This window comes from Pseudomonas sp. IT-P258 (assembly GCF_949767825.1).
Taxonomy (GTDB): domain Bacteria; phylum Pseudomonadota; class Gammaproteobacteria; order Pseudomonadales; family Pseudomonadaceae; genus Aquipseudomonas; species Aquipseudomonas monachiensis.
In genome coordinates, this window is sequence record NZ_CATKPU010000054.1 from 283373 (window position 1) to 309374 (window position 26002).

Here is a 26002-nt window from a genome sequence, read left to right on the forward strand (position 1 = left end):
GGTAAACGCAACCTCTGATCGACACCACGGTCGTATCAGCAGCAATTGACCGAACAAAGGCTTCCCATGAGCGAAGATGCACAAGATGTAGTACTCGTCGTCGAGGACGATCCCTCGATTCTGATGGTGCTGTCCGCTTATCTGTCGGGCGAGGGTTACCGCGTGTTGCAGGCCGAAAACGGCGAGCAGGCTTTCGAGATCCTGGCGAGCAAACCGCACCTGGACATGATGATCACCGACTTCCGCCTGCCCGGGGGAATCTCCGGCGTGCAGATCGCCGAGCCCGCCGTGAAGCTGCGACCGGAGCTCAAGGTGATTTTCATCAGTGGCTATGCCCAGGAAATCCGTGAGACCGACAGCCCGATCACGCGCAAGGCGCCGATCCTCGACAAACCCTTCGATCTGGATAAATTGCAGGAACTGATGCAGGACATGCTTTCCTGAGCGCTCAGGCGCTGATCATCTCCCTGACCTTCGCCGTCAACAGGTCGAAGGTAAACGGCTTGGTGATCATCTGCATGCCCGGATCAAGGAACCCGCCGCGCACTGCGGCGTGCTCGGCGTAGCCGGTGATGAACAGCACCCTGAGGTCGGGTCGCAGTTGCCGGCCGATTTCCGCCAGTTGCCGGCCATTCATGCCGGGCAGGCCGACGTCGCTGATCAACAGGTCGATGCGTTGGGCCGAGTCGAGTATCGGCACCGCGCTATCGCCATCACAGGCCTCGACGTAGGCATACCCCAGGTCGCTCAATACCGTGCTGACCAGCATCCGCACCGCCGGGTCGTCCTCGACGATCAACACCGTCTCGCCACGCTTGGCCAAAGGTGAATGTTCGACGTCCAATGGACGCTCCAGGGGCAGGTCTCCACTAAAGCGTGGCAGGAACAGGCTCACCGTGGTGCCTTCGCCCACGACGCTGTGGATGGCGACGTGACCTCCCGACTGCTTGCTGAAACCATAGATCATCGATAACCCCAGCCCGGTGCCCTGGCCGATGGGCTTGGTGGTGAAGAAGGGGTCGAAGGCGCGGTTGATGGTGCTTTGCGGCATGCCACAGCCGGTGTCGGTGACGCTGAGCACCACGTAGTCACCCGCATCGAGACTGTTCTGGCCCTGGGTGAAGTCCTCGTCAAAGTGCTGGTTCGCGGTCGAGACCAGCAGCCGTCCGCCATTGGGCATGGCATCGCGTGCATTGATCACCAGGTTGAGCAGGGCGCTTTCCAGTTGATTGGGGTCGGCTTCGGCCACCCACAGTTGCTCGTCCAGTTGCATGTCCAGGCGAATGGTTTCGTTGATGCTGCGTTGCAGCAGTTCATCCATGGAGATCACCAGACTGTTCATCTCCACGGGTTTCGAATCCAGCGACTGGCGCCGGGAAAACGCCAGCAGGCGGTGGGTCAGGCCCGCCGCGCGGTTGGCCGACGTCACCCCCAGGTCGATCAGGCTGTCGAGGTCTTCGGTTCGCCCCCGGGCCAGGCGTCGGCGCAACAACTCCAGACTGCCGATGATACCGGTCAGCATGTTGTTGAAGTCATGGGCGATGCCGCCGGTGAGCTGGCCGACGGCTTCCATTTTCTGCGACTGACGCAATGCCTCTTCGTTGTGACGCAGTTGCGCCGTGCGCTCTTCCACCTGTTGCTCAAGGGTTTCGAGGGTATTCTGCAGGCGCAATTCGCTCTGGCTCAGGTCGATCAGCCGGTCCCTGGCTTCATACTGTCGTCGCCGCCCGCGCAGGGCCGTGGTGACCAGGCTGATCAGTGTGACCGGGTGAAACGGCCGCTCAAGGAAGGTGACGTTGCCCAATTGCGGGCCGAAGCGTGATGCCAGGTCCTGTTGCGGGCCACCGTGGTGCGTCATCACCACGATCGGCAGATCCGACCAGGCGGGCTGGTGTTCGATCAGGCGGATCAGCGGTTCCAGATCGGCACCCAATAGTGCCTCGGAGGAGATCAGCAGCAGGCCGGCCCCCTGTTCCAGTTCGGCGCACAATCCTGGCAGGTCGGAGCTGATCACCCCGTGAAACCCGGCCTCGTTGAGCATCATCAGGGCGATCTGGCCATCGCGCCCTCGCGGTGCAAGGATGATTGTGCGTTCGGGCGTGGCTAGCATGGCCGTCACCGGATTTCATCCGCGAGCAACGGGTTGCTGGCCCCGAGATAGGTGGGGACGCCACGCAATACGCCCTGGAAGGCTTCCAGCGGTTCGCCGATGGTCATGCCCAGGCCGCTGATGCGGTATTCACGGATGGTCGACTCATGGCTGCCGGTACGCTTCTTGATGATCGAAATGGCCCGGCGCACCTTGCCCAGGGCTTCGAAGTAACGCAGCAGAATGACCGTATCGGCCAGGTAAGTGATGTCCACCGGCGCCTGCATATCGCCGACCAGGCCGTGCTGGGCCACCGTCATGAAGGTCGCGGCGCCTTGGCGATTGAGGTACAGCAGCAACTCGTGCATGTGCAGCACCAGGGCGTTTTCTTCCGGCATCGCCGCCTGATAGCCGTTGATGCTGTCGATCACCACAGTCTTGATATTGCCTTCGTCGACGCAGCGCCGGACCCGGTGGGAGAACTCGCCGGGGGACAGTTCAGCCGCGTCCACTTGTTCGATCAGCAAATTGCCGCTGTCTTGCAGGGCCTGCAGGTCGATGCCGATGTTCTTCATGCGCTCGAACAGCAACCCCAACTCTTCATCGAAAATGAACAGCGCGGCTTTTTCGCCCCGGGCCACGGCTGCGGCGGCGAACACCATGGAGATCAGCGATTTGCCGGTCCCTGCCGGACCGAGGATCAAGGTGCTGGAACCGGTTTCGATACCACCGCCCAGCAGCGCATCCATTTCCCGGATGCCGCTGGTCAATTGCTGACGCAGGTATTGACCGCGATGTTCGGCAGCCACCAGGCGCGGGAATACATGCACGCCGTCGCCCATGATGGTGAAGTCATGGAAGCCGCCGCGGTACTTCTGGCCACGGTACTTGACCACGCGGATGCGACGTCGCTCGGCGCCGTAGTTTGGCGTCAGTTCTTCCAGGCGAATCACGCCGTGGGCCACGCTGTGCACGGTTTTGTCGAGGGACTCGGCGGTCAGGTCATCGAGCAGCAGCACTGTGGCGTCGTAACGCACGAAATAATGCTTGATGGCCAGAATCTGCCGGCGGTAGCGCAGCGAGCTTTGCGCCAGCAGGCGAATCTCCGAAAGGCTGTCCAGGACAACGCGGGTCGGCTTGAGCCGCTCGACCACTTCGAAGATCTGGCGGGTGGCTTCGCCAAGTTCCAGGTCGGAGGAGTAGAGCAGTGTCTGCTGCTGTTCGGCATTGAGCAGGCTTTCCGGGGGCGTCAGCTCGAAGATATGGACGTTTTCGTCCATCTCCCAGCCATGGGACAAGGCGCCTTGGCGCAGTTCGCGTTCGGTCTCGGACAGCGTGATGTACAACGAGCGTTCACCGACTTGCGCGCCCGCCAGCAGGAAGTGCAGCGCCACGGTGGTCTTGCCGGTGCCCGGCTCGCCTTCGAGCAAAAACACATGTCCGCGGGACAATCCGCCGTCGAGGATATCGTCCAGACCTTCGATACCGGTGGCGGCCTTGGCTTGGTTCAAATCGTCGGATAGAGACAAACAAGCGTCCTCATATGGCCAGGGTCAACGAAGCAGCCGCTGCGAAGTGCCGCAACGGGCTGCTTGTTCACTTGACCCTTGGCCAGGACGACGGTTCAACGAAATTTCAGTCGGGGTCAAAGCCCTTGTTGCAACGCCGGATCATCGGGGTTCATCTGTTCGAGTTGGGCCAACAGGATCTGCACGTTTTGCAGCTGCCCGCTTTCCTTCCAGTAATTGATCAGCAGCACCCGGGCCTTGCGATCGTTCGGATGGCGCTGAACGACTTCCTGCAACTGGTTCTGTGCCGCTTCGAGCTCATGTTCACCGTGCAACGTGGTGGCCAGGTCGTAGCGGTAATCCCGGTTGTCAGGCTCAAGCTCTACGGCCTTGGACAGGCCGAGCAGGGCGAATTCGCTTTGCTCGTGATGCAGCAGCCAGAGCCCCAGCGCGTGTTGCAGGTAGGCCGAGTTGGGTTGTGTCTGCAGTTGCCTGGCCAACAGCTGCCGGGCGGCGTCGTTCTGGCCCTGTTTATCCAGCACCTCGATTTGCAGCACCAGCGCCGGCAGGTTCTCCGGCGCCAGGCGCAGGGTGTTATCCAGCGCCTGTTGCGCTTGCTTGAGCTCGGCGTTGTGCAGGTGCAACCGGGCCAGTTGGAACTGGTTTGCGGCGCTTTGCGGCTCGCTCTTGAGCACTTGTTCCCAGGCATCGATGGCTTGTTCCAGCGGCCCGAAATACAAACCCAGTTCATCCGGGGACAACCCCAGCAGCGCGTTGATCGCCGCCAGCCGCACGCTTTGTTCGCTGTCATCGAGCAATGGCCCCAGCAGCAGACTGCGCTGGCCGTTCGGTACCAGGCCACTGATACTCCTGATCGCCGCGATACGTACTTCGGGCGACTCGTTCTGCAAGTCGGCATCCGCCAGCTTCAGGGCCACCGAGCTTGGATAGTTGGGCAGCTCGGCATGCAACCAGATACGCCGCTTGGGGGACAGGTCCGGACGGGCCAATTGCTGGTAGAGCACCCGCGCGGCACCCGGTTGACCGCCCCGGGCAGCCGCCAGCGCTTCGCTGTAGCCATGCTGGATGGCTTCGGGAACCACCGGGGTGGTATCGCGCAGGGAGAACCACACAAGGCCGATGACGAGCAGGGCAAAGACGCTGATAAACAGGAGGCGGCGGGACTTGGGCATGCAGGAATCCGGAAGCTGGCAAGCTTTTGCAAAGGCGCCAGCTTCGGTCAGGCCAGGCTTTGAGTCAAACCTTGACGACGTTCACTGACGATTCAATGGACCAGCAAGCTGCGTCGACAGCAAAACCTCTCGAGGCAGCGCGGCAGTGACTACGCTTGCTGGAGGTGTCTCGACGGGTGCTTCCATGCAAGGGTTGTTACAGTACTTCAAGGCCATTCTCAACCCCGGGCCCGGGGTGTTGCTGTTTGCCCTGCGAACCATCGCAGCCGGATTGTTGACCCTGTACCTGGCGTTTTTGTTCGACCTGGACCAGCCCAAGTGGTCGATCATGGCCGTGGTCATCATCAGCCAGCCCCTTGGCGGCATGGTGCTGGCCCGCAGCTTTGGCCAGGTGATCGGCACCACGGTGGGCGCGGCCGTGGCGGTGCTGATCATGGCGATCTTTCCCCAGGCGCCGCTGCCGTTCATCACCACCCTGGCGCTGTGGCTGGCGCTGTGCACCGCCGGTGGCACCCTGTTGCGCTATACCAGTTCCGGGGCGTTTGTCCTCAGCGGCTACACCGCCGTGGTGGTGGCCTTGCTGGCGGTGCCGGACCCGGACGGCATGTTTTTGCTGGCGGTCACCCGTGTCACCGAGACGCTGCTGGCGGTTGCCTGCGTGTGCGTGGTCAGCCTGCTCACCGCCAGGCCACAAGCCGTGGCCCGGGATTACTTCGCCAGGATCGATCAAATCACCCGTTTGCTGGCCACCCACGCCAGCGCCGTCATCCGCACCGAAGAGAGCGAAGCCGAGTTCCAGCAGCGGCAAATGCAGCTGCTGGGCCAGATCAGCGGCCTGGAAGGCGTGCGCCGGCACCTGTACTTCGATGCTCCGCGCTTGCGCAGTGCCAACGGTCTGGTGCAACTGTTGGGCAACCAATTGGTGCTATTGACCGCGCGGTTGACCGCCTTGCGCCACCAGCGACTGTTATTGACCGAGCGCTGGGAGGGCGAGTTGCCTGAAGAGATTCAACGGTTGCGCGGCGAAGAACTGGCCTTTCTCGATGAACTGGCGCGGGAGGGCCGTTCGCTGTCGAGTGACAAGCGCCAGCATTTCACTTCGCTGCAACAACGCTTTGATGAGCTGGCCTACAGGGCCGAACAATTGACCGAACCGCTGCCGGCCACCTTGCGTTCGCTGGCCTGGTCGCTGCGCTGGGAGCAGGCGCGTCTGTTGCAGCAATTGGAGCAGATTCTGGAATTGAGTGATGCCATCCAGAGCGGGCGACCGGCCAGCAGCGTGTATCGCGGGCGGGAAAACCCGCTGCACCTGGACTTCACCCTGGCGACCATGAATGCCGTCCGGGCCTTTTGCGCGCTGTTGATCGCCGGCCTGATCTGGATCGAAACCGGTTGGGACGGTGCCCGAGGCGGAATGGTGCTGGTGGGGATCCTGTGTTCGCTGATGTCGACGTTTCCCCGGCCGCTGCTGGCGGTGCAAAGCTATGCCAGGGGGTTCGGGCTGGCACTGGTGGCCTCGGCGCTCCTTCAGTTCATGTTTGTGCCGATGATCAGCAATTTCGAGATGCTGGCCTTGCTGCTGGCGCCCTTGCTCTACGCGGTCGCGGTGGGGCTGGCCAGTCCAGCCACCACCGGTACCGGCATTGGCCTGGGGCTCACGACCTTTCTGTTGCTCGGCCCGTTGAACGTGGGGATTGGGCAAAACACCGCCATCCAGTGGTTTGAGTTTGCGGGTGCCTATACCTGCGCGACCGCACTGGCGTTGAGTGTCTATGCGCTGGTCTTTCCGTTCATGCCGGATTTGCGCATGCGCCGGCTCCACAAAGAGAACGGCGAGCAGGTGTATGCCTTGCTGAAAACCTCGGCGAGCGATGAACAGCAGTTTGCCTTCGAGAGCCGCATGGTTGATCGCCTGACCATGATGCTGGGGCTGCTGCCGGCGACCCGGGAGCCACAATCCCGTGAGCTGTTTCAAGTCAGCCTGGCCTGCATGGCATTGGGTATTGCCTTGAATCAGCTCAGGCAGCAGGGGCAGAACAACGCATTGCTGACTCCTGATCTGCAAAGTCGCCTGTTTTCGACAGTCCGGGAAACCGGCAGGCTGGTCGCCGGCCGGCCCGGGGTCGAAGTGGCGCAGGTGCTCGATAGCCTGCACACCCTGGGCGACGACCTGGATGCCCTGCATACCGATGTTCATGAGCACTTGTGGTCGGTGTTCCGCATGCGTGTGGCGCTGTTGATCGTGGTGTCGTTCGTCGAACGCTATCGCGGCTACTTTCAACCATCAGGCCTTGAAGGAGACCCTGTCCTTGCCCATTGATCTTGAAGTGGGCGGTGCCTATCTGCCCCCGATTGCCCAGGCGCTGCTACTGGGCCTGCCGATTTTCCTGCTGCTGGACTGGGCGTTGCGGCGCCTCGGCGTGCTGCAGTTCATCTGGCACGAGGCGTTGTTCGAAGGCGCGCTTTACGCCTGCGTCTGCGCCACGTTGATTCTGGTGATGGGAGCTTGATGCCATGAAGAACATCCTTTCCCGACTCACGACGGTGGCGGTGGTACTGCTGGCCTTTATCCTGGGCTGGTTCGCCTGGGAGCATTACACCCGTGCGCCCTGGACCCGGGATGCGCGAGTGCGTGCCGATGTGGTGACCTTGTCCGCCGACGTATCGGGGCGAATCGTCAGCCTGGCCGTACAGGACAACCAGCATGTGAACAAAGGCCAGGCGCTGCTGGAGATCGACCCGGCGCGTTACACCCTGGCGGTGGAACATGCCAAGCGCGCGGTGGAGGTGGCGAAAGCCTCGCTCGGGCAGGCCCAGGCGGCCATCATCGCCAGCGAAGCGTTGCTCAAGCAACGTCAGAGCGAGGAGCAGCGCCGGCGCACGCTCAAGGATCGTTCGGCGATTTCCGGCGAAGAGTGGGAGAAGGCCAACACCGATGTATCGGTGGCCCAGGCCGACTTGCTGCGTAACCAGGCCAATATGGTGTTGGCCCAGGCCAACGTGCAACTGGCCATTGCGGCCTTGACCCAGTCCGAGCTCGACTTGCAGCGTACCCACGTCGTTTCACCGGTGACCGGCTATGTCACCAATCTGCTGACCCGGGAGGGTGATTACGCCTCGGCCGGCGGTCCCTTGCTGGCGCTGGTGGACAGCGAATCGTTCTATGTCAGCGGTTACTTCGAAGAAACCAAGTTGCCGCGGATCGGGGAGGGCGACCTAGTCAGGATCGAGTTGATGAGTGGCGAGACATTTGGCGGCAAAGTGCAGAGCATTGCCTTCGCCATTGCCGACCGGGAAAACCTGCCGGGCGGTCGCCTGCTGGCCAGCATCAACCCCAGTTACACCTGGATCAAACTGGCGCAACGGGTACCGGTGCGGATCGAGATAGATGCCGACTATGCGGGTAAAAACAATCTGCGGGCGGGGACCACGGCTACTGTGACCGTCGAAGAACAGCGCTAACCCTGTAGGAGCTGCCGAAGGCTGCGATCTTTTGATTTTGATCTTCGCGGGTCAAGTACACAAAAAGGTCAAAAGATCGCAGCCTTCGGCAGCTCCTACAGGGATATGTATTGTGTGCAAAAAAAGCCCCGCGACCGAATGAGACGCAGGGCAAGGAAATTGGTTGGTTGCGGCCAACCAAAGGAGCGCTTTAAAACCGCATTACTTGCTGGCGACCGTCTCCGGCTGCCAGCCGCCACCGAGGGCCTTGTAGATCGCGACGATCCCGCGATACAGGTCGACTTCGGCCAGGGCCTGGGTGTCTTCGGCCGCCAGGCGTTCACGCTGGGCGTCGAGCAGCACGAGGAAATCGGCGGTGCCTTCGCGGTAGCGGATTTCCGCCAGGTCGGCGGCCGAGCGGCTGGACTCGCTCTGGCGAATCAGCGAGATCAGGCGCTGCTGGCGTTTACCGTAGTCGCTGAAAGCGTTTTCCGATTCTTCCAGGGCCAGCAACACTTGTTGCTCGTAGGTTGCCAGGGCGCCTTCGGCATCGGCATCGGCGCCGCGCAAACGGGCCTTCACACTGCCCAGGTCAAACGCCGCCCAGGTGATGCTCGGGCCCAGCGCCCAGGCGTTGGCCGCCGAGGAGCCGATCTGCGAACCGCGCCCAGCGGTAAAGCCAAGGAAGCCGCTAAGGCTGACCCGAGGAAACAGATCCGCCTTGGCCACGCCGATACGCGCCGTGGCCGAAGCCAGTTGGCGTTCGGCACTGCGAATGTCCGGACGGCGTTGCAGCAGTTCACCCGGATCACCGATCGGCAAAGCCTTGGCGATCGCCGGCAGGTCTTTCGGGCTCAGGTCCACGGTCAGCTTGTCCGGACGCTCACCCAGCAGGGTGGCGATGCGGTTTTTCTGCCGGATCTGTTCGGCCTGCAGTTGCGGCACGCTGGCCTCGACCGACGCCAGTCGCGCATCGGCGCGCTCCACATCGAGTTGGTCGCCGACACCGGCATCACGCAAGCTGATGGTGATCTTGCGCGATTCCTGCTGGTTCTCCAGGTTGGCCAGGGCGATTTTCTCCCGCAGCTGCGCGCCGCGCAGTTGACCGTAAGAATCCACCAGTTCGGCAATCATGGTGACTTGCAGTTGGTACAGGTCGGCCTCGAACGCCTGTTGCTCGGCGTTGGCCGACTCCAGGTTGCGCTGGATGCGGCCGAACAGGTCGATTTCCCAGGCCATGTCCAGGCCCAGGTCATAGCGTTCGCTGTTGACCCGGTCGGTGGTCTGGCCCGGAATCTGGCCTTTGCCCAGGTCACTGCTGACGCGGCTGGTGACAGTCGGCATGGCGTCGTTGCTGACATCATCGCGGATCGCCCGTGCGGCTTTCCAGCGGGCGAAGGCGACGCGCAAATCGCGGTTGCCTTGCAGGGATTTCGTCACCAGCTGATTGAGGGTCGGATCTTCGAACTGCTGCCACCAGATGCCTTCGAAACGCGAACGGTCAAAGTTCTTCTGGCCGGCGGCGCCATCGGTGGCGGCCGTGATGTTGGCCGCCTCGGTGGTTGGCGTCTTGTAGTCCGGGCCCACGGCACAGGCACTCAGGGCCAGTACCAGCAGGCTCGGCAGGAAGGCTTTCAAACTCATCAGTGCGACTCCAGCTTCAGGGTGGCCTTGGCAGCTTTGCGCTTCTCGCCGCGCTCGACAAAGTTACGGATCAGTACGTAGAACACCGGGGTCAGCAACAAACCGAAGAAGGTCACCCCGAGCATCCCGGAGAACACCGCCACACCCATGGCATGACGCATCTCGGCACCGGCACCGCTGGAGAACACCAGCGGTACAACACCCATGATGAACGCGAAGGAGGTCATCAGGATCGGCCGCAGACGCAGGCGGCACGCTTCCAGGACCGCTGCCAGCGGGTTGAGGCCTTCCAGCTGTTTGTCCTTGGCGAACTCGACGATCAGGATCGCGTTCTTGCAGGCAAGTCCCACCAATACGATCAAGCCGATCTGGGTAAAGATGTTGTTGTCACCGCCAGAGGCGATCACTCCGGTGATGGCCGACAGCAGAGTCATCGGTACGATCAGGATCACCGCCAGTGGCAGGCTCCAGCTTTCGTACTGCGCTGCCAGTACCAGGAACGCCAGCAGCACACAGAGCGGGAACACGAACAACGCGGTGTTGCCGGACAGGATCTGCTGGTAGGTCAGGTCGGTCCATTCGTAGGTCATGCCGTTGGGCAATTCTTCCTTGAGCAGTTTCTCGATGGCTTTTTCCGCCTGGCCGGAGCTGTAGCCGGGGGCTGCCGCACCGTTGATTTCAGCGGTGATGAAGCCGTTGTAGTGCATCACGCGGTCGGGCCCCGAGGTGTCGCTGACTTTGATGAAGGTCGCCAGCGGGATCATCTCGCCCTTGTTGTTACGCACTTTCAGCTGGCCGATCTGGTCGGATTCGAGGCGGAACTGTTGCTCGGCCTGGACGTTGACCTGATAGGTGCGACCGAAGCGGTTGAAGTCGTTGGCATACAGCGAACCCAGGTAGATCTGCAGGGTGTCGAAGATGTCGCTGACGGCCACGCCGTGGGTCTTGGCTTTCTCGCGGTCGATGGCGGCATCGACCTGGGGCACGTTCACCGTGTAGCTGGTGAACAGGCCGGCCAGTTCCGGCACGTTGTGGCTCTTGTTGATGATGTTCATGGTTTCCTTGTACAGCTCTTCGTAGCCCAGGTTGCCCCGGTCTTCGATCTGCAGGCGGAAACCACCGATGGTGCCCAGGCCTTGTACCGGCGGCGGCGGGAAGATCGCCATGTAGGCTTCCTGGATGTTCGCGTACTGGCCGTTCAAGGCACCGGCAATGGCCCCTGCGGACATGCTCGGGTCTTTACGTTCGTCGAACGGCTTGAGGGTCACGAACACGATGCCGGCGTTCGGACTGTTGGTGAAACCGTTGATCGACAGGCCAGGGAAGGCCACCGCACTTTCCACGCCAGGTTGTTTAAGGGCCAGCTCGGACATGCGCTTGATCACGTCTTCGGTACGGTCAAGGCTCGAGGCATCCGGCAATTGCGCGAAGGCCACCAGGTATTGTTTGTCCTGGCCGGGTACGAAACCGGTCGGAGTGCTGGAGAAACCGAAGAAGGTCAGGACCATCAGGCCGGCGTACAGCAGCAGGGCGATACCGCTGGAACGGATCACGCGGGCAACGGTGCCGACGTAACCATGGCTGGCCTTTTCAAAGAAGCGGTTGAACGGACGGAACAACCAGCCACCGAAAATCTTGTCCAGCACCTTGGAGAAACGGTCTTTCGGCGCGTCGTGACCCTTGAGCAAAACCGCGGCCAGGGCCGGCGACAGGGTCAGGGAGTTGAAGGCCGAGATCACCGTGGAAATCGCGATGGTCAGGGCGAACTGCTTGTAGAACTGCCCGGTCAGGCCGGAAATGAACGCCGCCGGAACAAACACCGCACACAGCACCAGCGCGGTGGCAATGATCGGGCCGGTCACTTCACGCATGGCGCGCTTGGTGGCTTCAACCGGGGTCAATCCAAGCTCGATGTTCCGTTCGACGTTCTCCACCACCACGATCGCATCGTCGACCACGATACCGATGGCCAGTACCAGGCCAAACAGCGACAGGGCATTGAGCGAGAAGCCAAACAGATGCATCACGGCAAAGGTACCGATCAGCGATACCGGCACAGCGACCAGTGGAATGATCGAGGCGCGCCAGGTTTGCAGGAACAGGATCACCACCAGCACCACAAGGATCAGCGCTTCGAAGAGGGTGTGAACCACCGCCTCGATGGAACCGCGCACGAAGATCGTCGGGTCATAGACGATGCTGAAGTCCATGCCTTCGGGGAAATTCTTCTTCAGTTCGGCCATTTTTGCCCGAACTTCGTTGGAGATTTCGATGGCGTTGGAACCCGGACGCTGGAAGATCGGGATCGCCACCGCCGGCTGGTTGTTCAGCAACGAACGCAGGGCGTACTGGCTGGAGCCCAGTTCGACGCGGGCGATGTCCTTGAGGCGAGTGATTTCACCGTTGTCGCCAGAGCGAATGATGATGTTCTCGAACTCTTCCTCGGAAACCAGACGACCCTGGGTGTTGACCGACAACTGGAAGGCCGTGGCATTCGGTGCAGGAGGCGCACCCAGCGCACCGGCCGCGACTTGACGGTTTTGCTCGCGAATCGCGGTGACCACATCGGTCGCGGTCAGGTTGCGCGAAGCGGTCTTGTTCGGATCGAGCCACACTCGCAGCGAGTAATCGCCCATGCCGAACAGCTGCACATCACCGACACCGCCCAGGCGCGCCAGCTCATCCTTGATGTTGAGCAGGGCGTAGTTGGACAGGTACAGCATGTCGTAGCGTTTGTCCGGCGAGGTCAAGTGCACCACCATGGTCAGGTCGGGCGACGCCTTGTCCACGGTGATACCGATGCGCGTCACTTCCTCGGGAAGTTTCGGCTCGGTGCGGGTCACACGGTTCTGCACCTGCACCTGGGCGTTGTCCAGGTCGGTACCCAGGGCAAAAGTGATGGTCAGGGTGATCTTGCCGTCAGCGGTCGATTGCGAGGACATGTACAGCATGTTCTCGACGCCGGTGATGGCTTGCTCCAGGGGAGCGGCCACGGTTTCACCGATGACTTTCGGGTTGGCACCCGGGAAGTTGGCGCGGACCACCACGGTCGGCGGCACCACTTCCGGGTATTCGCTGATCGGCAGCTGGAACAGCGAGATCGCACCGGCGATCAGGATCAGCAGCGAAAGAACCGCCGCGAAGATCGGCCGCGAAATGAAGAATTGGGAAAAATTCATCGTAAAAATCCCTTAACCGCGTGGGGTCGTGGCAGCCAGTTTCACAGCCGTACCCGGCGCGACCTTGGCAGGCGCGACTTGGGGCAGGTTGCTGGCTTCCAGCGCTTGGCGTTGTTGTGCGAGTGCCGCGAGGGTTTGTTCACTGGCCATCGGAATCACTTCAGGGGTGACCGGTGAACCAGGACGTACCCGTTGCAGGCCCTTGACGATGATGGTGTCGTCCTTGTTCAGGCCGTTGCGCACGATACGCAGGCCTTCGATCTTCGGACCCAGCTCCACCGCGCGGTAGGCGGTCTTGTTGTCGGCATCCATCACCAGCACGAACTTCTTGCCCAGGTCGGTGCCGACCGCTTCATCGTTGATCAGCATGGCGCTGTAGGTACCGCTGCCCACCAGTTTCAGGCGTGCATACAGGCCCGGCGTGTAGCTGCCGTCGCTGTTGTCGAACACGGCGCGACCACGAATGGTGCCGGTCTTCGGGTTGACCTGGTTGTCGACGAAGTTCATCACACCCTGGTGCGGGTTGCCGTCCTCATTGGACAGGCCCATGTAGACCGGGGTGGTGGCGCCGCGCTTGCCCTGGCGAGCGAGCTCGGTGTACTTGAGGAATACGCGCTCGTCGGCGTCGAAGTAGGCGTACACCTTGTCGGTGGAGACCACGCTGGTCAGCGGGGTGGTGTCGGCGGTCACCAGGTTGCCGGCGGTGATTTCGGCACGGCTGACGCGGCCGCTGATGGGAGCAGTCACGCGGGTGAAGCTCAGGTTCAGCCGCGCTAGATCAAGCTGCGCTTGCAGGGCGCCGACGGCGGCGCGGGCTTCTTGGGCGGCGCTGGTGCGCGAATCGGCCAGCTCGGCGGAAATGGCGTTGCTGGTGCGCAGGCGCTCACCGCGCTGGGCTTCGTTTTCGCTGCGGGTGGCGTTGGCGCGCGATTGTGCAACCAGGGCTTCGAGGCGGCGGACCTCAGCCTGGAACGGACGCGGGTCGATCTGGAACAACAGGTCGCCTTTCTTGACCAGGGCGCCTTCAGTGAAGGCCACTTCATCGATCTGGCCGGAGACCCGTGGACGAATCTCGACGGTTTCCGGCGCTTCGAGGCGGCCGGTGAATTCGTCCCACTCGTTGACCGGTTGTTCCAGCACCTTGGCCACGCTGACCTTGGCCGCTGGCATACTGGCGGCGGTTTCCGGGGCCTTGCCGCACGCGCTGATCACCACGACGGCCAACAGAGCCAACGGGAAGCGCAAATGTTTGAGTGACTGTTCCATGGATGCATCCGCCAATGTGTTGAGATTGGCGAATGATGCGCGGCGGGTTTGTATCTCACGAATCGAATGGGGCGAAGGTAACTATCATCCGGAATGATATAAGACCCAAGCCAGCCCTCTAGCCTGCGCCTTGCGCTTGGTCGTCATCAACTGGATTGATGACAATTGTGTGTTGCTTTGGATGCAATAGACAGTTGGTTCAACGGGCCACAACGGCCCGAACTGTGCCAATTTCGTCACCGCCAATGCCCAAACCCATCAAGCCATGACGCCTCGGATAGACCACTCTGACCGGTCTGTCCAAGGAGATGACCATGATCCGACTGACCCTGATCGAAGCCCGTGAGTTGGCCGAATCGATCCTGTTGCACAATGGTTTTAATCTGGCCCATGCACAAGCGGTGGCGGCGACGGTGATTGCTGGCGAACGTGATGGCTGTGCCTCCCACGGTTTGTACCGGATTCTGGGGTGTGTCAATTCCCTGCGGGCCGGCAAGGTGTCAGCCGATGCCGAGCCACAGGTGATCGACCAGGCGCCGTCGATTGTACGGGTGGATGCAGGCGGTGGGTTTTCGCAGTTGGCGTTTCAGGCGGGGTTGCCGTTGCTGGCGCAGAAAACCCGGGCCAACGGCATTGCGGCGTTGGCAATCAACCGCTGTGTGCATTTCTCGGCGCTGTGGGTGGAGATCGAGCAGCTGACGGCTGCCGGTCTGGTGGCACTGGCGTGTAATCCGAGCCACGCCTGGGTGGCGCCGGCCGGAGGACGACTGCCGGTGTTCGGCACCAATCCCATTGCCTTCGGTTGGCCCCGTGCGGGGCAAGATCCGTTTGTGTTCGACTTCGCCACCAGCGCGATTGCCCGTGGTGATATCGAACTGCACCGGCGTGCCGGCAAGGCGATTCCCGAGGGTTGGGGCGTCGACGCCCAAGGCCAGTCGAGCACCGACGCCAACGTGGTGCTCGACAGCGGCGCGATGCTGACGTTCGGCGGGCACAAGGGTTCGGCGCTGGCGGCGATGGTGGAGTTGATTGCCGGGCCGCTGATTGGTGACCTGACCAGTGCCGAGTCATTGGCTTACGATGGAGGCAGCAAGTCGTCGCCGTACCATGGCGAATTGATCATCGCCCTGGACCCTCGGCGCTTTCTGGGGGACGCCACTGAAGAACATTTGGCCCGGGCCGAAACGTTGTTCCAGGGCATTGAAGGGCAGGGCGCACGCTTACCGTCGCAACGACGTTACGCGGCGCGGGTACGCAGCCTGGTGGAAGGCGTGCAAATTCCCGAGGCGCTGTACAACGACCTCAAGGCATTGCTCGCCTGATTGAATCAACGTGCCCGCTTCCACATTTGATTGGTGGCGATCACATATTTTGCGTAGGAGCTGCCGAAGGCTGCGATCTGTTGATCTTAAAAATCAACATCAAAAGATCGCAGCCTGCGGCAGCTCCTACAGGTATTTGTGTGGTTTTCTAGATTGAGTCGCGTTGGCTGCTGCCATCCACCAACCGTGCAATCCCCAGCGGGTTGGCGTTTTTCAAGGCGTCGGGTAGCAAGGCGTCCGGGCAATTCTGGTAGCACACCGGACGCAGGAAGCGCTCGATGGCCAGGCTGCCAACCGACGTGCCACGGGCGTCGGAAGTTGCAGGGTACGGCCCGCCATGGACCATGGCATCGCAGACCTCGACCCCGGTGGGGTAACCGTTGAACAGTACCCGGCCGACTTTTTGTTCCAGCAGTATCAGCAGGTCCGCATGGGTCTGAAGATCCGATGCTTCGCCAATCAATGTCGCAGTCAGTTGCCCGTGCAAGCTGTTCAACGCCTGCCGCAGTTCAACCTTGTCCGCCACTTCAACGACAATGGTGGTCGGCCCGAACACTTCTTCCTGCAGCAGCGGATCCCCATTGAGCAGCAGGCTGACGTCGGCCTTGAACAGTTGCGGCCGCGCCTGATTGCCCTGCTGGTCGTGGCCCGCCAGGTGCGTCACACCCGGATGCTCGAGCAAGGCCCGCAGCCCTTTTTCATAGCTGCCGAGGGTGCCGGCATTGAGCATGGTTTGTGCCGGTTGTTCGGCCATCAGGTTGCTTAGTCGCGCAATGAACGCCGTCCATTCAGGGGCGCGAATGCCAATGACCAACCCCGGATTGGTGCAGAACTGCCCGCAACCCTGGACCACCGATGCCACCAGTTCACCGGCGATTTTCTCGCCGCGCGCACGCAAGGCTTCGGGTAACACCAACACTGGATTGATGCTGCTCATCTCGGCGAACACCGGGATGGGTTGTTGCCGTGCGGCGGCCATGTCGCAAAGGGCACGGCCACCTTTGAGCGAGCCGGTGAAACCGACGGCCTGAATCGCCGGGTGCTTGACCAGCGCTTCACCGACACCCGCGCCGTAGATCATGTTGAACACACCCTTGGGCATGTCGGTCTGCTCGGCGGCGCGCAGGATCGCATTGGCCACGCATTCGGCGGTTGCCATGTGCCCGCTGTGGGCCTTGAACACCACCGGGCAACCGGCGGCCAGGGCCGCTGCGGTATCGCCGCCAGCCGTCGAAAAGGCCAACGGAAAATTACTGGCGCCGAACACGGCCACCGGGCCGACGCCGATCCGGTACTGGCGCAGGTCAACCCGTGGCAGCGGCTGACGCTCCGGCAGGGCACGGTCGATGCGCGCGCTGTAGAAATCGCCCCGACGCAGGACCTGAGCGAACAGACGCATCTGGCCGCTGGTGCGGCCGCGCTCGCCCTGTATCCGGGCACTGGGCAGGGCGGTTTCACGGGTCACCAGGGCAACGAACTCGTCATCCAGGGCATCCAGTTGTGCGGCGATGGCTTCAAGGAATTGCGCCCGGCGCGTCGCCGGCAGGTTGCGAAAGGCCGGGTAGGCGGCCGCAGCGGCCTGGACGGCCGCGTCGACTTCTTGCGCGGTGGCTTGCACGAAAGAGTAGGGCAGTGCTTCGCCGGTGCTGGCGTCATGGCTGTTCAGGATGATTCCGCCGACGGCGCTGCGCGCTCCGCCGATGTAGTTGTGGCCAAGGATTTCGAGCATTGAAAATCTCCGGTCTGGAAAGATAAAGGGCAAAAGATCGCAGCCTTCGGCAGCTCCTACACTGACCGTATTCACCCGGCATTAACGGATGGACACCATTTCTGTAGGAGCTGCCGAAGGCTGCGATCTTTTGAGGCACTCAAGCCAACGAATCACCCCGGCACGGGGTGGCTGGCAAGGCTGCGTCCACGGCAGCAACCCGCGCCGCCGACTCGGCATCCACCTGGCGCAATGACTTGCCACGGGTCTCGCGGGTCAGGCCGACCGCCACCACGGAAATCAGCGCGGCGCCCACCAGGTACCAGGCGATCGGAGTCGAGCTGTTGTACTTGTTGAGCAAGGTGATGGCGATCAGCGGTGCCAGGGAACCGGCGAAGATCGGCGCCACCTGGTAGCACAGGGACAGAGCGGTGTAGCGTACGTGGGTCGGGAACAGTTCAGCCATCAGCGCCGAGTAAGGCGCATAAGTCATCGATTCGATGGCCAGGCCCAGGGTAATGGCGGCCATGATCAGCCAGTTGTTGCCGGTGTCCATCATCGGGAAACCGATGAAACCCCAGAACGCTGTGAGCACCGCGCCGGTCAGGTACACCGGCTTGCGCCCGACAATGTCCGACAGATAGCCCATCAGCGGAATCAGGAAAAAGTGCACCAGGTGCGCGCCGAACATCAGCAGCAGAATTTGCGAAGTGTCCTTGTGCACCACCAGTTTCAGATAGGTAATCGAGAACGTCACCACGGTGTAGTAGAGGATGTTCTCGGCAAAGCGTGCACCGATTCCCACCAACACCGAGCGCCAGTGATGACGCAGCACCTCCACCACACCGAGCTGTTGCTGTTGGGTCTGTGCCTGACGGGCCTGGGCTTCCTTGAAGATCGGCGCGTCATCGACGCTGGTGCGAATCCAGTAACCGATCAACACCACTACCGCCGAGAACCAGAACGCCACGCGCCAGCCCCAGGCCAGGAACTGTTGCTCTGACAGGTTCGACGACAACAGCAGCAGGGCGGCCGTGGCCACCAGGTTGCCGGCCGGCACTCCGGCTTGCGGCCAACTGGCCCAGAAGCCCCGACGATTGTCCGGGCAGTGTTCGGACACCAGCAGAATCGCGCCGCCCCATTCGCCACCGAAAGCGAAGCCCTGGATCAACCGCAACAGCACCAGTAGCACCGGCGCTGCGTAACCGATCTGGTCGAAGCCAGGCAGGCAACCCATCAGGAAGGTGGTGATGCCGACCACGACCAGGCTCAGTTGCAGCAGGCGTTTGCGGCCGAATTTGTCACCGTAGTGACCGAATACCAACCCGCCCAACGGCCGGGCGAGAAAGCCGACCGCGTACAAGGCGAAGGCGGCGATGATGCCGTCGATGGGGCTGTCGGTCTGGCGGAAGAACAGCCTGCCGAAAACCAATGCCGAGGCGGTGCCGTAGAGAAAGAATTCATACCATTCGGCGACGGTGCCAGCCATGGCGGCGGCTACTACGCGTTTGAGTCCGGAGGGTGAGGTTGCGCTTTGCGTGTGTTGAGGATTCGACATGCTGACGTACCTTGTTAAGGCGCAAAAAAGCGGGCAGCCGGGCCGGGCCGGTAAAGGCCCGCCCGACAATCACTCAGAGACCGACGTCCGGCAGTTCCGGGCGGTTGGCCAGTGCCTTGGCCATGATCTGCTCGACGAATACGCGGTCGGCTTCCGGCAGGGCCAGGCGTGGCGGACGGGTCAAGGCACTGCCGCGACCGGCGATGGCTTCACACAGCTTGATGCACTGCACCAGGTCGGCACGGGCATCGAGGTGCAGGATCGGCATCAGCCATTCGTAGATCGGCATGGCTTCGGCGAAACGCCCGGCCTTGGCCAGGCGGAAGATGGTTTCGCCTTCTTTCGGGAACACGTTGGACATGCCCGAGACCCAACCTTCGGCACCCACGGCGATGCTTTCCAGCACCACGTCGTCGAGGCCGGCGAACAGCACGAAACGGTCACCGACTTCGTTGCGCACGTCGATGAAGCGGCGGGTGTCGCCGGAAGAATCCTTGAAGCACACCACGTTGTCGCAGTCGGCCAGGGAAATGAGGATGTCCGGGGTGACGTCATTCTTATAGATAGGCGGGTTGTTGTAGACCATCAGTGGCACGTCGGCGTTTTTCGCCACGTAGCGGTAATGCTCGGCGGTCTCGAACGGCTTGGAACCGTAGACCAGCGCCGGCATCAGCATCACGCCATCGACGCCGACCCGGCGTACGGCATTGGCGACCTTGGCCGCTTGTATGCTGGTGAACTCGGCCACGCCGCAAATCACCGGTACGCGACCGCGGGAGGCATCGACAGCGACTTCGGTCACGGCGATTTTCTCTTCGGCGGTCAGCGAGGTGTTCTCTCCCACCGAACCGCAGACCACCAGGCCTGAGACGCCATCGCGAATCACATTGGAAATCACCTGGTGTGTCTTATCCAGGTTGATCGTGAAGTCATCGTTGAATTGAGTGGTCACTGCAGGGAAGACGCCACTCCAGTTAATGCGCTTGCTCATTGTTGCCTCCGGTTCGTTAATTGTATTTCGTATACGATATTTAAAATGACAAATTTCGGCTAGTGCTTTTTTCAGTTTTCAGGGGTTGTTTATGCGCCGTTGGTCCGGTGTTCAGGCATGCCGCGATCAGGCGCCGGGCCAGGTATCGGACAGGCGATAGCCTTGTGGCCACGGATCGCTTGGGTCGAGCAGCAATTGATGGGTGCCGGTGATCCAGGCCCGGCCGGAAATACACGGGTAAATCGCGGCGCGGCCGGCGACTTCGGTCAACGAATCAATGCGGCAGTGGAACTCGGAGCCGATAATCGAACGGCCGATAAAGCGCTCGCCAACCTGCATCAAGCCTTTGGCCTGCAACACCGCCATGCGCGCCGAGCAACCAGTTCCGGTGGGGGAGCGGTCGATTTTGCCTGGTTGGATGACCACCGCATTGGCACCGGTGGCGATGCCGTTCTCATGGACGATGGGCGCAGCGATCTGGCAGAAGGAAATGTGCGACCACTCGGGGTTCAGCGGATGCACGAAGCCCAGTTGTTCGTTGGCCGCTCGAGTGATTTTCAGACCGACCGCCACCAGATCGGCGGCTTCATCCGGGCTGATGGAAAAACCCAGGCCTTTGGCATCGGCAATCACAAAACTGTCGCCACCATAAGCGGTATCAACCTTCAGCGAGCCGATGCCTTCGACCTCAATCCACGCATCCAGGCGATCAGCGAAGGACGGCACGTTCTTGACCTCCACTCGCTGGACCTTGCCATCGCGGCAATCGGCCACGGCTTCGATCAGGCCACCGGGCGCTTCCAGCACCAGGCGGGTTTGCGGCTCGGTCATGGGCAGGATGCCGCTGTCGAGCAATACGGTGGCGACGCACAACGAGTTGGAGCCGGACATCGGCGGGGTGTCCGCCGGTTCCATGATGATCCAGGCCATCTGCGCCCGTGGGTCCTTGGCCGGGACCAGCAGGTTGACGTGGCGGAACACGCCGCCGCGGGGTTCGTTGAGGACGAAGTTACGCAGGGTTTCGTCCCGGGCGATCCAGCGCGACTGTTCCCACACGGTGGCGCCGGGCGGCGGGGCGACACCGCCTACGATCACGTCGCCGACTTCGCCTTCGGCGTGGCAGCTGACTACATGAATGACTTTCGATGAACGCATGGTTTGCTCCTTGTTTCGCCTGTGAAGGCCTCATCACGAGCAAGCTCGCTCCCACAGGGTTTGCGGCGTACACAGATCAGGGTGGGAGCGAGCTTGCTCGCGATGGGGACAGTGGCTATTTCACTGATTTCAGAAACTCTGCAGTCTCCGCACGCACCGGATTGCCAATCACCTGATCCGGCGAACCAATCTCATGCACCAGGCCATTGCGGAAGAACGCCACACGGTCGGACACGTCCCGGGCAAAACGGATTTCGTGGGTCACCAAGACCATGGTCATGCCGTCTTCGGCGAGCATGCGCATGGTGTCCAGCACTTCACCGACCAACTGCGGGTCGAGGGCCGAGGTGGCTTCGTCAAACAGCATGTAGTCCGGTGACATGGCCAGGGCGCGGGCGATGGCCATGCGTTGTTGCTGTCCACCGGACAGCTTGCCGGGGAAGGTCTTGAGCTTGTCGCCCAGACCGACGTGGGTCAGTTGCTTGACCGCCAGTTCTTCAGCTTCAGCCTTGCTTTTGCCCAGCACTTTGCGCGGCGCAAGCATGACGTTTTCCAGTACCGTCAGGTGCGGGAAGGCATTCCATTGCTGGAACACAATGCCGATTTTCTGCCGCAGGCGATTGAGGTCGGTGGCGCTGTGATGGACCTCGACGCCGTCAACGCGGATGTTGCCTTTCTGGATCGGTTCCAGACCGTTGATGCACATCAGCAAGGTCGATTTGCCGGAGCCGGAGCCGCCGATGATCGACACCACTTCGCCCTTGTTCACCGTCAGGTTGACGCCCTTGACCACTTCGAGGTTGCCGAAGGATTTATGTACGTTGTCGATCTCAATCATTTTCTTGCCACCTTCTTTCCAGACGAGCGCCCAGGCGTGCGACCACCAGGCTCATGACGTAGTAGATAAGGCCCGCGATGCACAGCACCAGCAACGGTTCCTGGATGCGGGTGACGATGGTTTGCGAGGCGCGCAGCAGTTCGACGATGCCGATCCACATCACCAGCGCGGTGTCTTTCATGACACCAAGTACCAGGTTCAGCCAGCCGGGGAACGCTACCCGGGTGGCCATCGGCAGGACGATCCAGCGCAAGTCCTGCAAGAAGCTCAGCCCCAGCGAACGGCTGGCCCGGCGCACGGTGAACGGCACCGCCAGCACGCCGGCCCGCACGATCTCGGTGAAGTACGCCGCCGCGTAAACCCCCAGCACAATGCAGCCGACGCTGAAGGCGCTGATGTTCAAGCCGACGATGCTTTTGAGTGAGTTGAACAGCACGAACTGGATCAGCAACGGCACGCTGCGAAACACGTCCAGCACCCAGGCCAGCGGCAGGCTGGCCCGTGGCAACAAGGCCCTCAGCAGGCCGAAGAACAACCCGGCGAAGGAGCCGAGAATGATCGACCAGAACGTCAGTTGCATCGTGACCCACGCACCGTTGAGCAGGAACATCAGGTCATTCGAGGAAAAATCGGTGAAAAACATGGACAGCTCCTCAGTAACGGAACAACCGCCAGGCCATCAGCCGGGCTGCAGCGACGATCGCCTTGGCAATCAAGTAATACAGCACCGCTGCGATGGCGAAATACTCGAAGGTGCGGAAGGTTTTGACGTTGTATTCCTGGGTCACGCCGGTCAGGTCATTGTTCAGCCCGACGATCACCCCCAGCGACGTCATCAACACCGCCCAGACCATCTGATTGGTCAGCGGGTAGAACACGATCCGCAGCAGTTGCGGGACGATGATCATGCGGTAGGCCTGGAAGGCACTCATGCCCAGGGAACGCGCCGCACGCACCTGCGTGTTCGGCACGGCCTTGAGGCCGCCGCGAAAGTTCTCCGCCAGATACCCGGCATTGTTGAAGGTAATCCCGGCCAGCAGGGCGAACCAGGAACTGACGTGCAGGTTCAGCGAGCCGAGGCCGAAGTAGAGGATGTAGATCTGGAACAGCGACGGGGTGTTGCGGGCAATCGATACCCAACCGTTGCCGAACCCGCGCAGTAATGGGTGTTTGGCCTCGCGCATCACCGTCAGCGCCAGGGCGATCAGCACGCCGAAGATCATCGACAGCGCGGCGGTTTCGAAGGTGACGATGGCACCGCCGAGCATGTCCGGCAGGGCGCGCAGGGCGGCGCGCCATTGGAAGCTGTAGTCAAACATGCGCAGGGCTCTCCAGTAGGGCAGCAGGTTGTAACCAGGCCGGCAAACGTCCGCTGGCCGTTGCGGTGCAGGCCGCGTCGACGCATTCGGCAAGGCTGGCGAAGTGCACCTTGCGGCCGACCAGGCCCGGTGCGTAGTGGGCGTATTTGCCCGAGTTGGTCATCAGGGTTTTGGCCGCCAGGGGGATTACGGGTTCGCCGAGCATGCACCAGCAGGTGTCGGTGACCAGGGTCGCGCCAAACCCTTGGATCACGGCGATGTGCCCGGCCTCGCGGGCCTGCTCCAACACGGCACGGCCGCAGGTGATGGCAAGCACCACATCCGGGTGTCTTTGTCGTCCCCGGCACAGTCGCGCCAGGTGAGCGAACTCGCTGAGGGAAAAGTGCGGGTTACCCAGCGACACCACATCCACCCGGTTATCGCGAGCACTGTTGAGTGCGCGCCAACTCGACAGCAGGTCCTTCAGGCGGATCTTTTCCACGGCAATGGAAATGTCCGCATCCAGCACCTGTGCCGGGTCAATGGCCTCCGGGGTGACCCCGGCGATGTGGAACAGTGGCGCCGCAGAGGTGGTGGCGAAGGCCGCGCCAAAGGCTTTGAGGTCGTCCAGGCTCGGCTTGCGTTTTTCCAGTCCCCGCACCAGCGGCACGCGACTGCCGGCCAGGGCACCAATGTGGTAACCCAGCAGCGGGTAGAAGGCATCGTCCAGTTCACCGAGGGCAGGCAACTCGATCTGCAACCGGGCCTTGCGTTGCGTGTCCAGGTGGCAACCGATCAGCGGCGCGCGACCGGTGAGGGCGATGCAGATGTCCAGGTAATCCGGGTATTTCAGGGTGCGTGCACCGAGCACGCTGTTGGCGTAGACCACTGCGTTGGATTCCGCCCAGACGATTTGTTCGCCAGCCTTCGGTGCAGTGTCGAGCAGGTACGGGGCGCAGGTGAAACTGAGCTGTGCGCCCATCGCCATATAGGCATCGCCCAAGGCACTGGCCGGTTCACCCAGTGCCGGGTCGATCCCCAGTTCGCGCCAACGGCGCTGGTCGACGGAAATTGAATTGAGGGTGGTGGGCACTCGCACTTTTGCTCCCCATTGCACCAGTTGCCCGGCAAAGCGCAGGCTCGCCGGTCCCGTGTAAATGCAGCCGTCGATGTGTGCTTGAGTGACATCCACCAAGTGCTCGGCACCCAGCAGTTCGGCCATGCGCAGGACGATCTGCATGGCCATTTGCGCGGCCTTGCCATGCCGACCATCGAGCAGCGCCCGATCGTGCTCGGTGAGCCGGATCGAGGCGGTGCTGTCAGTGTTTGGCAGTGGGCCGTCGAGCGCCTGCCAGGCGTCGCCCGGCAGGTGATCGAACAGGCTCAGCGTTGTATTTTCGACCCGGGCGAAGGCCTGGCCGCGCAAGGCGGCGAAGGCCTCCCGACCGATGCACAGCACCGGCAGGGAACGGGCAAAAATGGTCTGCGCCACCAGCACGCCCAAGGTCAGGATTTCGTCGGCTTCGGCCAGCACCAATGCCGCCGGTGCATGGCCGTTGCTGATCAGTTCCATCAACACACTGCTGCCGGTGCACGAGCCGCGACCACTGGGAATCGCCAGCACGCGGCCGGCCAGGTGTTGGCCGCTGAGCGGGTGATGGCGGTCGATGACTTCACCCGTGCAGGGATCGACTCCGCCCCAGAAACTCAAGCCGACATCGGCGACCAGCAGGGCGCCTTGCGCGGCACCCGCCACCAGGCTGCGCCCGGTCAGAGAAATTGGCCTAGGCATGCCGGACATCTCAGTAATAGACCTGAGGCACGGTCAGGTTGGTCGGCGGGATCTCGGTGCCGACCCATTTAACGAACAGCTCCTTGTAGCGACCGGTGCGCACCTGTTGGTTGACGAACAGGTTGAGGTAGTTGAGCAGGCCGAACTCGCTGCGCTTGGCACCCAGGGACACATAGTCGATGACGTACGGGGCGTTACCGGCGACTTTCAGGTTTTTGTATTTGCCCGACTTGAGGGTGGCCGCGGCCACGGTGTTGGTGACCACGGTGGCATCGATGTGGCCTTGGGCGACCGCTAGCAGGGTATCGCTCTGCGACTGGTAGGCTCGGAAACTGCCCGAGCCCCAGTTCTTCACGTCTTTCTCCAGGGCGATGGCCTCATAGGTGCCGCTGGTGTTGCCCACTGCTTTGCCCTTGAGGTCGTCGAAGCCGTTGATGCCGGTGTCGTCGCGGGTCAGCACCACCATCTGGAAGGCAAAGTAGGGCACGGTGAGGCCAACGGTCTTGGCGCGTTCGAGGGTGTCGGAGGTGGATGCGACGATCACGTCAGCCCGCCCGGAGACCAGTGCCGGAATGCGATCCGGGAAGGGCGTTTCCACCACTTCGGCCTCGACCCCGAGGATCTTCGCCAGGTCGCGGCAATAGTCCACATCGAAGCCGGCCGGCGAGTTGCTGGCATCGCGAAAGCCCATGGGCGGGAAGTCCAGGGTCACGGCGCAGCGCAGCTTGCCCGAACCGATGATGTCGTCGAGCTTGTCGGCCTGGGCAGTGGCGATAAAGGAGGTACTGAGAACAGCGCTGAGGGCTACGGCAAATGCGGGGTTTTTCATAGAGGCCTCGTTGATGTGGAGTGCTGTTAAATATCGTATTGGGGATTTCGTATACGATATTAACAATAGCAATCAACGTGCCTATTTCCAGTCCGATGGGTGAATTAGTTGTCAGGCCTTGGCGTAGAGGTTTTATAGCGGTGCAACCCGAGATGTGGTGACGCCAAGGTATCGGGGGCAGGTGTTACATA

20 protein-coding genes are annotated in these 26002 nt (G+C 61.8%); 5 read left to right on the plus strand and 15 right to left on the minus strand.

Going from position 1 to position 26002, the window contains the following annotated elements; genetic code table 11:
• Window positions 1–66: 66 nt before the first annotated feature.
• Window positions 67–444, plus strand: coding sequence for a response regulator (locus tag ACM6G4_RS19875; RefSeq protein WP_007970583.1), 378 nt, complete (start codon window positions 67–69; stop codon window positions 442–444).
• Between the two features lie 4 nt (window positions 445–448).
• Here ACM6G4_RS19875 and ACM6G4_RS19880 read toward each other — a convergent pair whose 3' ends face one another.
• The 3 genes from ACM6G4_RS19880 to ACM6G4_RS19890 form a co-directional block, all read right to left on the minus strand.
• On the minus strand, window positions 449–2119 hold the full coding sequence (locus ACM6G4_RS19880) for a response regulator (protein WP_414914440.1): 1671 nt from the start codon (window positions 2117–2119) through the stop codon (window positions 449–451).
• Window positions 2116–3618, minus strand: a complete 1503-nt coding sequence (locus ACM6G4_RS19885; RefSeq protein ID WP_056724711.1) for an ATPase domain-containing protein — start codon at window positions 3616–3618, stop codon at window positions 2116–2118. The genes ACM6G4_RS19880 and ACM6G4_RS19885 overlap by 4 nt, the downstream gene beginning before the upstream one ends.
• Window positions 3619–3734: 116 nt before the next feature.
• Window positions 3735–4790, minus strand: coding sequence for a tetratricopeptide repeat protein (locus tag ACM6G4_RS19890; RefSeq protein ID WP_056724713.1), 1056 nt, complete (start codon window positions 4788–4790; stop codon window positions 3735–3737).
• A 184-nt stretch (window positions 4791–4974) separates the two neighbouring features.
• On the opposite strand from ACM6G4_RS19890, the gene ACM6G4_RS19895 reads away from it, so the two are divergent.
• The 3 genes from ACM6G4_RS19895 to ACM6G4_RS19905 are packed head-to-tail and all read left to right on the plus strand — an operon-like array spanning window position 4975 to window position 8252.
• Window positions 4975–7110, plus strand: a complete 2136-nt coding sequence (locus ACM6G4_RS19895; RefSeq protein WP_056724715.1) for an FUSC family protein — start codon at window positions 4975–4977, stop codon at window positions 7108–7110.
• On the plus strand, window positions 7100–7300 hold the full coding sequence (locus ACM6G4_RS19900) for a DUF1656 domain-containing protein (protein ID WP_056724717.1): 201 nt from the start codon (window positions 7100–7102) through the stop codon (window positions 7298–7300). The genes ACM6G4_RS19895 and ACM6G4_RS19900 overlap by 11 nt, the downstream gene beginning before the upstream one ends.
• 4 nt (window positions 7301–7304) lie before the next feature.
• Complete coding sequence (locus ACM6G4_RS19905; RefSeq protein WP_056724719.1) at window positions 7305–8252, plus strand: HlyD family secretion protein; 948 nt, start codon at window positions 7305–7307, stop codon at window positions 8250–8252.
• 201 nt (window positions 8253–8453) lie between these two features.
• On the opposite strand, the gene ACM6G4_RS19910 is transcribed toward ACM6G4_RS19905, so the two are convergent.
• Genes ACM6G4_RS19910 through mexE form a run of 3 tightly spaced genes read right to left on the minus strand, consistent with a single transcriptional unit; the run spans window position 8454 to window position 14320 of the window.
• Window positions 8454–9875 (minus strand): efflux transporter outer membrane subunit, encoded by a 1422-nt coding sequence (locus ACM6G4_RS19910; RefSeq protein ID WP_056724721.1) that lies wholly within the window; start codon window positions 9873–9875, stop codon window positions 8454–8456.
• A complete protein-coding gene (locus ACM6G4_RS19915; RefSeq protein ID WP_414914441.1) occupies window positions 9875–13054 on the minus strand; it encodes an efflux RND transporter permease subunit in 3180 nt (1059 codons plus the stop codon). The genes ACM6G4_RS19910 and ACM6G4_RS19915 overlap by 1 nt, the downstream gene beginning before the upstream one ends.
• A gap of 12 nt (window positions 13055–13066) precedes the next feature.
• Window positions 13067–14320 (minus strand): multidrug efflux RND transporter periplasmic adaptor subunit MexE, encoded by a 1254-nt coding sequence (gene mexE, locus ACM6G4_RS19920; protein ID WP_056724725.1) that lies wholly within the window; start codon window positions 14318–14320, stop codon window positions 13067–13069.
• Between the two features lie 314 nt (window positions 14321–14634).
• On the opposite strand from mexE, the gene ACM6G4_RS19925 reads away from it, so the two are divergent.
• Window positions 14635–15642, plus strand: a complete 1008-nt coding sequence (locus tag ACM6G4_RS19925; RefSeq protein ID WP_056724727.1) for an Ldh family oxidoreductase — start codon at window positions 14635–14637, stop codon at window positions 15640–15642.
• A gap of 148 nt (window positions 15643–15790) precedes the next feature.
• Here the strand turns inward: ACM6G4_RS19925 and ACM6G4_RS19930 are convergent, their stop codons facing one another.
• The 9 genes from ACM6G4_RS19930 to ACM6G4_RS19970 all read right to left on the minus strand — a co-directional run bounded on the left by ACM6G4_RS19930 (window position 15791) and on the right by ACM6G4_RS19970 (window position 25811).
• A complete protein-coding gene (locus tag ACM6G4_RS19930) occupies window positions 15791–17371 on the minus strand; it encodes an aldehyde dehydrogenase (NADP(+)) (RefSeq protein WP_414914442.1) in 1581 nt (526 codons plus the stop codon).
• Window positions 17372–17510: 139 nt separating this feature from the next.
• Window positions 17511–18908, minus strand: a complete 1398-nt coding sequence (abaF, locus tag ACM6G4_RS19935; RefSeq protein ID WP_056724731.1) for a fosfomycin efflux MFS transporter AbaF — start codon at window positions 18906–18908, stop codon at window positions 17511–17513.
• 73 nt (window positions 18909–18981) lie between these two features.
• Window positions 18982–19899: a dihydrodipicolinate synthase family protein gene (locus ACM6G4_RS19940; protein WP_056724733.1), complete on the minus strand. Its 918-nt coding sequence runs from the start codon at window positions 19897–19899 to the stop codon at window positions 18982–18984.
• Window positions 19900–20025: 126 nt separating this feature from the next.
• Window positions 20026–21054 carry a trans-3-hydroxy-L-proline dehydratase gene (locus ACM6G4_RS19945; RefSeq protein ID WP_056724735.1) on the minus strand — a complete coding sequence of 343 codons (1029 nt, stop codon included), beginning with the start codon at window positions 21052–21054 and terminating at the stop codon, window positions 20026–20028.
• A gap of 115 nt (window positions 21055–21169) precedes the next feature.
• Window positions 21170–21892: an amino acid ABC transporter ATP-binding protein gene (locus ACM6G4_RS19950; RefSeq protein ID WP_008018646.1), complete on the minus strand. Its 723-nt coding sequence runs from the start codon at window positions 21890–21892 to the stop codon at window positions 21170–21172.
• Window positions 21885–22535, minus strand: a complete 651-nt coding sequence (locus ACM6G4_RS19955) for an amino acid ABC transporter permease (protein ID WP_223541233.1) — start codon at window positions 22533–22535, stop codon at window positions 21885–21887. Before ACM6G4_RS19955 ends, ACM6G4_RS19950 begins: the two co-directional genes overlap by 8 nt.
• Before the next feature lie 10 nt (window positions 22536–22545).
• A complete protein-coding gene (locus tag ACM6G4_RS19960; RefSeq protein ID WP_056724739.1) occupies window positions 22546–23211 on the minus strand; it encodes an amino acid ABC transporter permease in 666 nt (221 codons plus the stop codon).
• The gene (locus ACM6G4_RS19965; protein WP_414914443.1) at window positions 23204–24982 is read right to left on the minus strand and encodes an aconitase X; all 1779 of its coding nucleotides are present in this window, start codon (window positions 24980–24982) and stop codon (window positions 23204–23206) included. Before ACM6G4_RS19965 ends, ACM6G4_RS19960 begins: the two co-directional genes overlap by 8 nt.
• A 10-nt stretch (window positions 24983–24992) precedes the next feature.
• Window positions 24993–25811: a transporter substrate-binding domain-containing protein gene (locus tag ACM6G4_RS19970; protein ID WP_046042020.1), complete on the minus strand. Its 819-nt coding sequence runs from the start codon at window positions 25809–25811 to the stop codon at window positions 24993–24995.
• Between the last annotated feature and the right edge of the window lie 191 nt (window positions 25812–26002).

Excerpts from the sequence above, each read along its gene's own strand:
- mexE (WP_056724725.1), bottom strand. The coding sequence starts at position 14,320 with ATGGAACAGTCACTCAAACATTTGCGCTTCCCGTTGGCTCTGTTGGCC.
- ACM6G4_RS19955 (WP_223541233.1), bottom strand. The coding sequence starts at position 22,535 with ATGTTTTTCACCGATTTTTCCTCGAATGACCTGATGTTCCTGCTCAAC.
- ACM6G4_RS19890 (WP_056724713.1), bottom strand. The coding sequence starts at position 4,790 with ATGCCCAAGTCCCGCCGCCTCCTGTTTATCAGCGTCTTTGCCCTGCTC.
- ACM6G4_RS19960 (WP_056724739.1), bottom strand. The coding sequence starts at position 23,211 with ATGTTTGACTACAGCTTCCAATGGCGCGCCGCCCTGCGCGCCCTGCCG.
- ACM6G4_RS19875 (WP_007970583.1), top strand. The coding sequence starts at position 67 with ATGAGCGAAGATGCACAAGATGTAGTACTCGTCGTCGAGGACGATCCC.
- ACM6G4_RS19940 (WP_056724733.1), bottom strand. The coding sequence starts at position 19,899 with ATGAGCAAGCGCATTAACTGGAGTGGCGTCTTCCCTGCAGTGACCACT.
- ACM6G4_RS19915 (WP_414914441.1), bottom strand. The coding sequence starts at position 13,054 with ATGAATTTTTCCCAATTCTTCATTTCGCGGCCGATCTTCGCGGCGGTT.
- abaF (WP_056724731.1), bottom strand. The coding sequence starts at position 18,908 with ATGTCGAATCCTCAACACACGCAAAGCGCAACCTCACCCTCCGGACTC.
- ACM6G4_RS19970 (WP_046042020.1), bottom strand. The coding sequence starts at position 25,811 with ATGAAAAACCCCGCATTTGCCGTAGCCCTCAGCGCTGTTCTCAGTACC.
- ACM6G4_RS19895 (WP_056724715.1), top strand. The coding sequence starts at position 4,975 with ATGCAAGGGTTGTTACAGTACTTCAAGGCCATTCTCAACCCCGGGCCC.
- ACM6G4_RS19905 (WP_056724719.1), top strand. The coding sequence starts at position 7,305 with ATGAAGAACATCCTTTCCCGACTCACGACGGTGGCGGTGGTACTGCTG.
- ACM6G4_RS19965 (WP_414914443.1), bottom strand. The coding sequence starts at position 24,982 with ATGCCTAGGCCAATTTCTCTGACCGGGCGCAGCCTGGTGGCGGGTGCC.
- ACM6G4_RS19945 (WP_056724735.1), bottom strand. The coding sequence starts at position 21,054 with ATGCGTTCATCGAAAGTCATTCATGTAGTCAGCTGCCACGCCGAAGGC.
- ACM6G4_RS19925 (WP_056724727.1), top strand. The coding sequence starts at position 14,635 with ATGATCCGACTGACCCTGATCGAAGCCCGTGAGTTGGCCGAATCGATC.
- ACM6G4_RS19910 (WP_056724721.1), bottom strand. The coding sequence starts at position 9,875 with ATGAGTTTGAAAGCCTTCCTGCCGAGCCTGCTGGTACTGGCCCTGAGT.
- ACM6G4_RS19930 (WP_414914442.1), bottom strand. The coding sequence starts at position 17,371 with ATGCTCGAAATCCTTGGCCACAACTACATCGGCGGAGCGCGCAGCGCC.
- ACM6G4_RS19950 (WP_008018646.1), bottom strand. The coding sequence starts at position 21,892 with ATGATTGAGATCGACAACGTACATAAATCCTTCGGCAACCTCGAAGTG.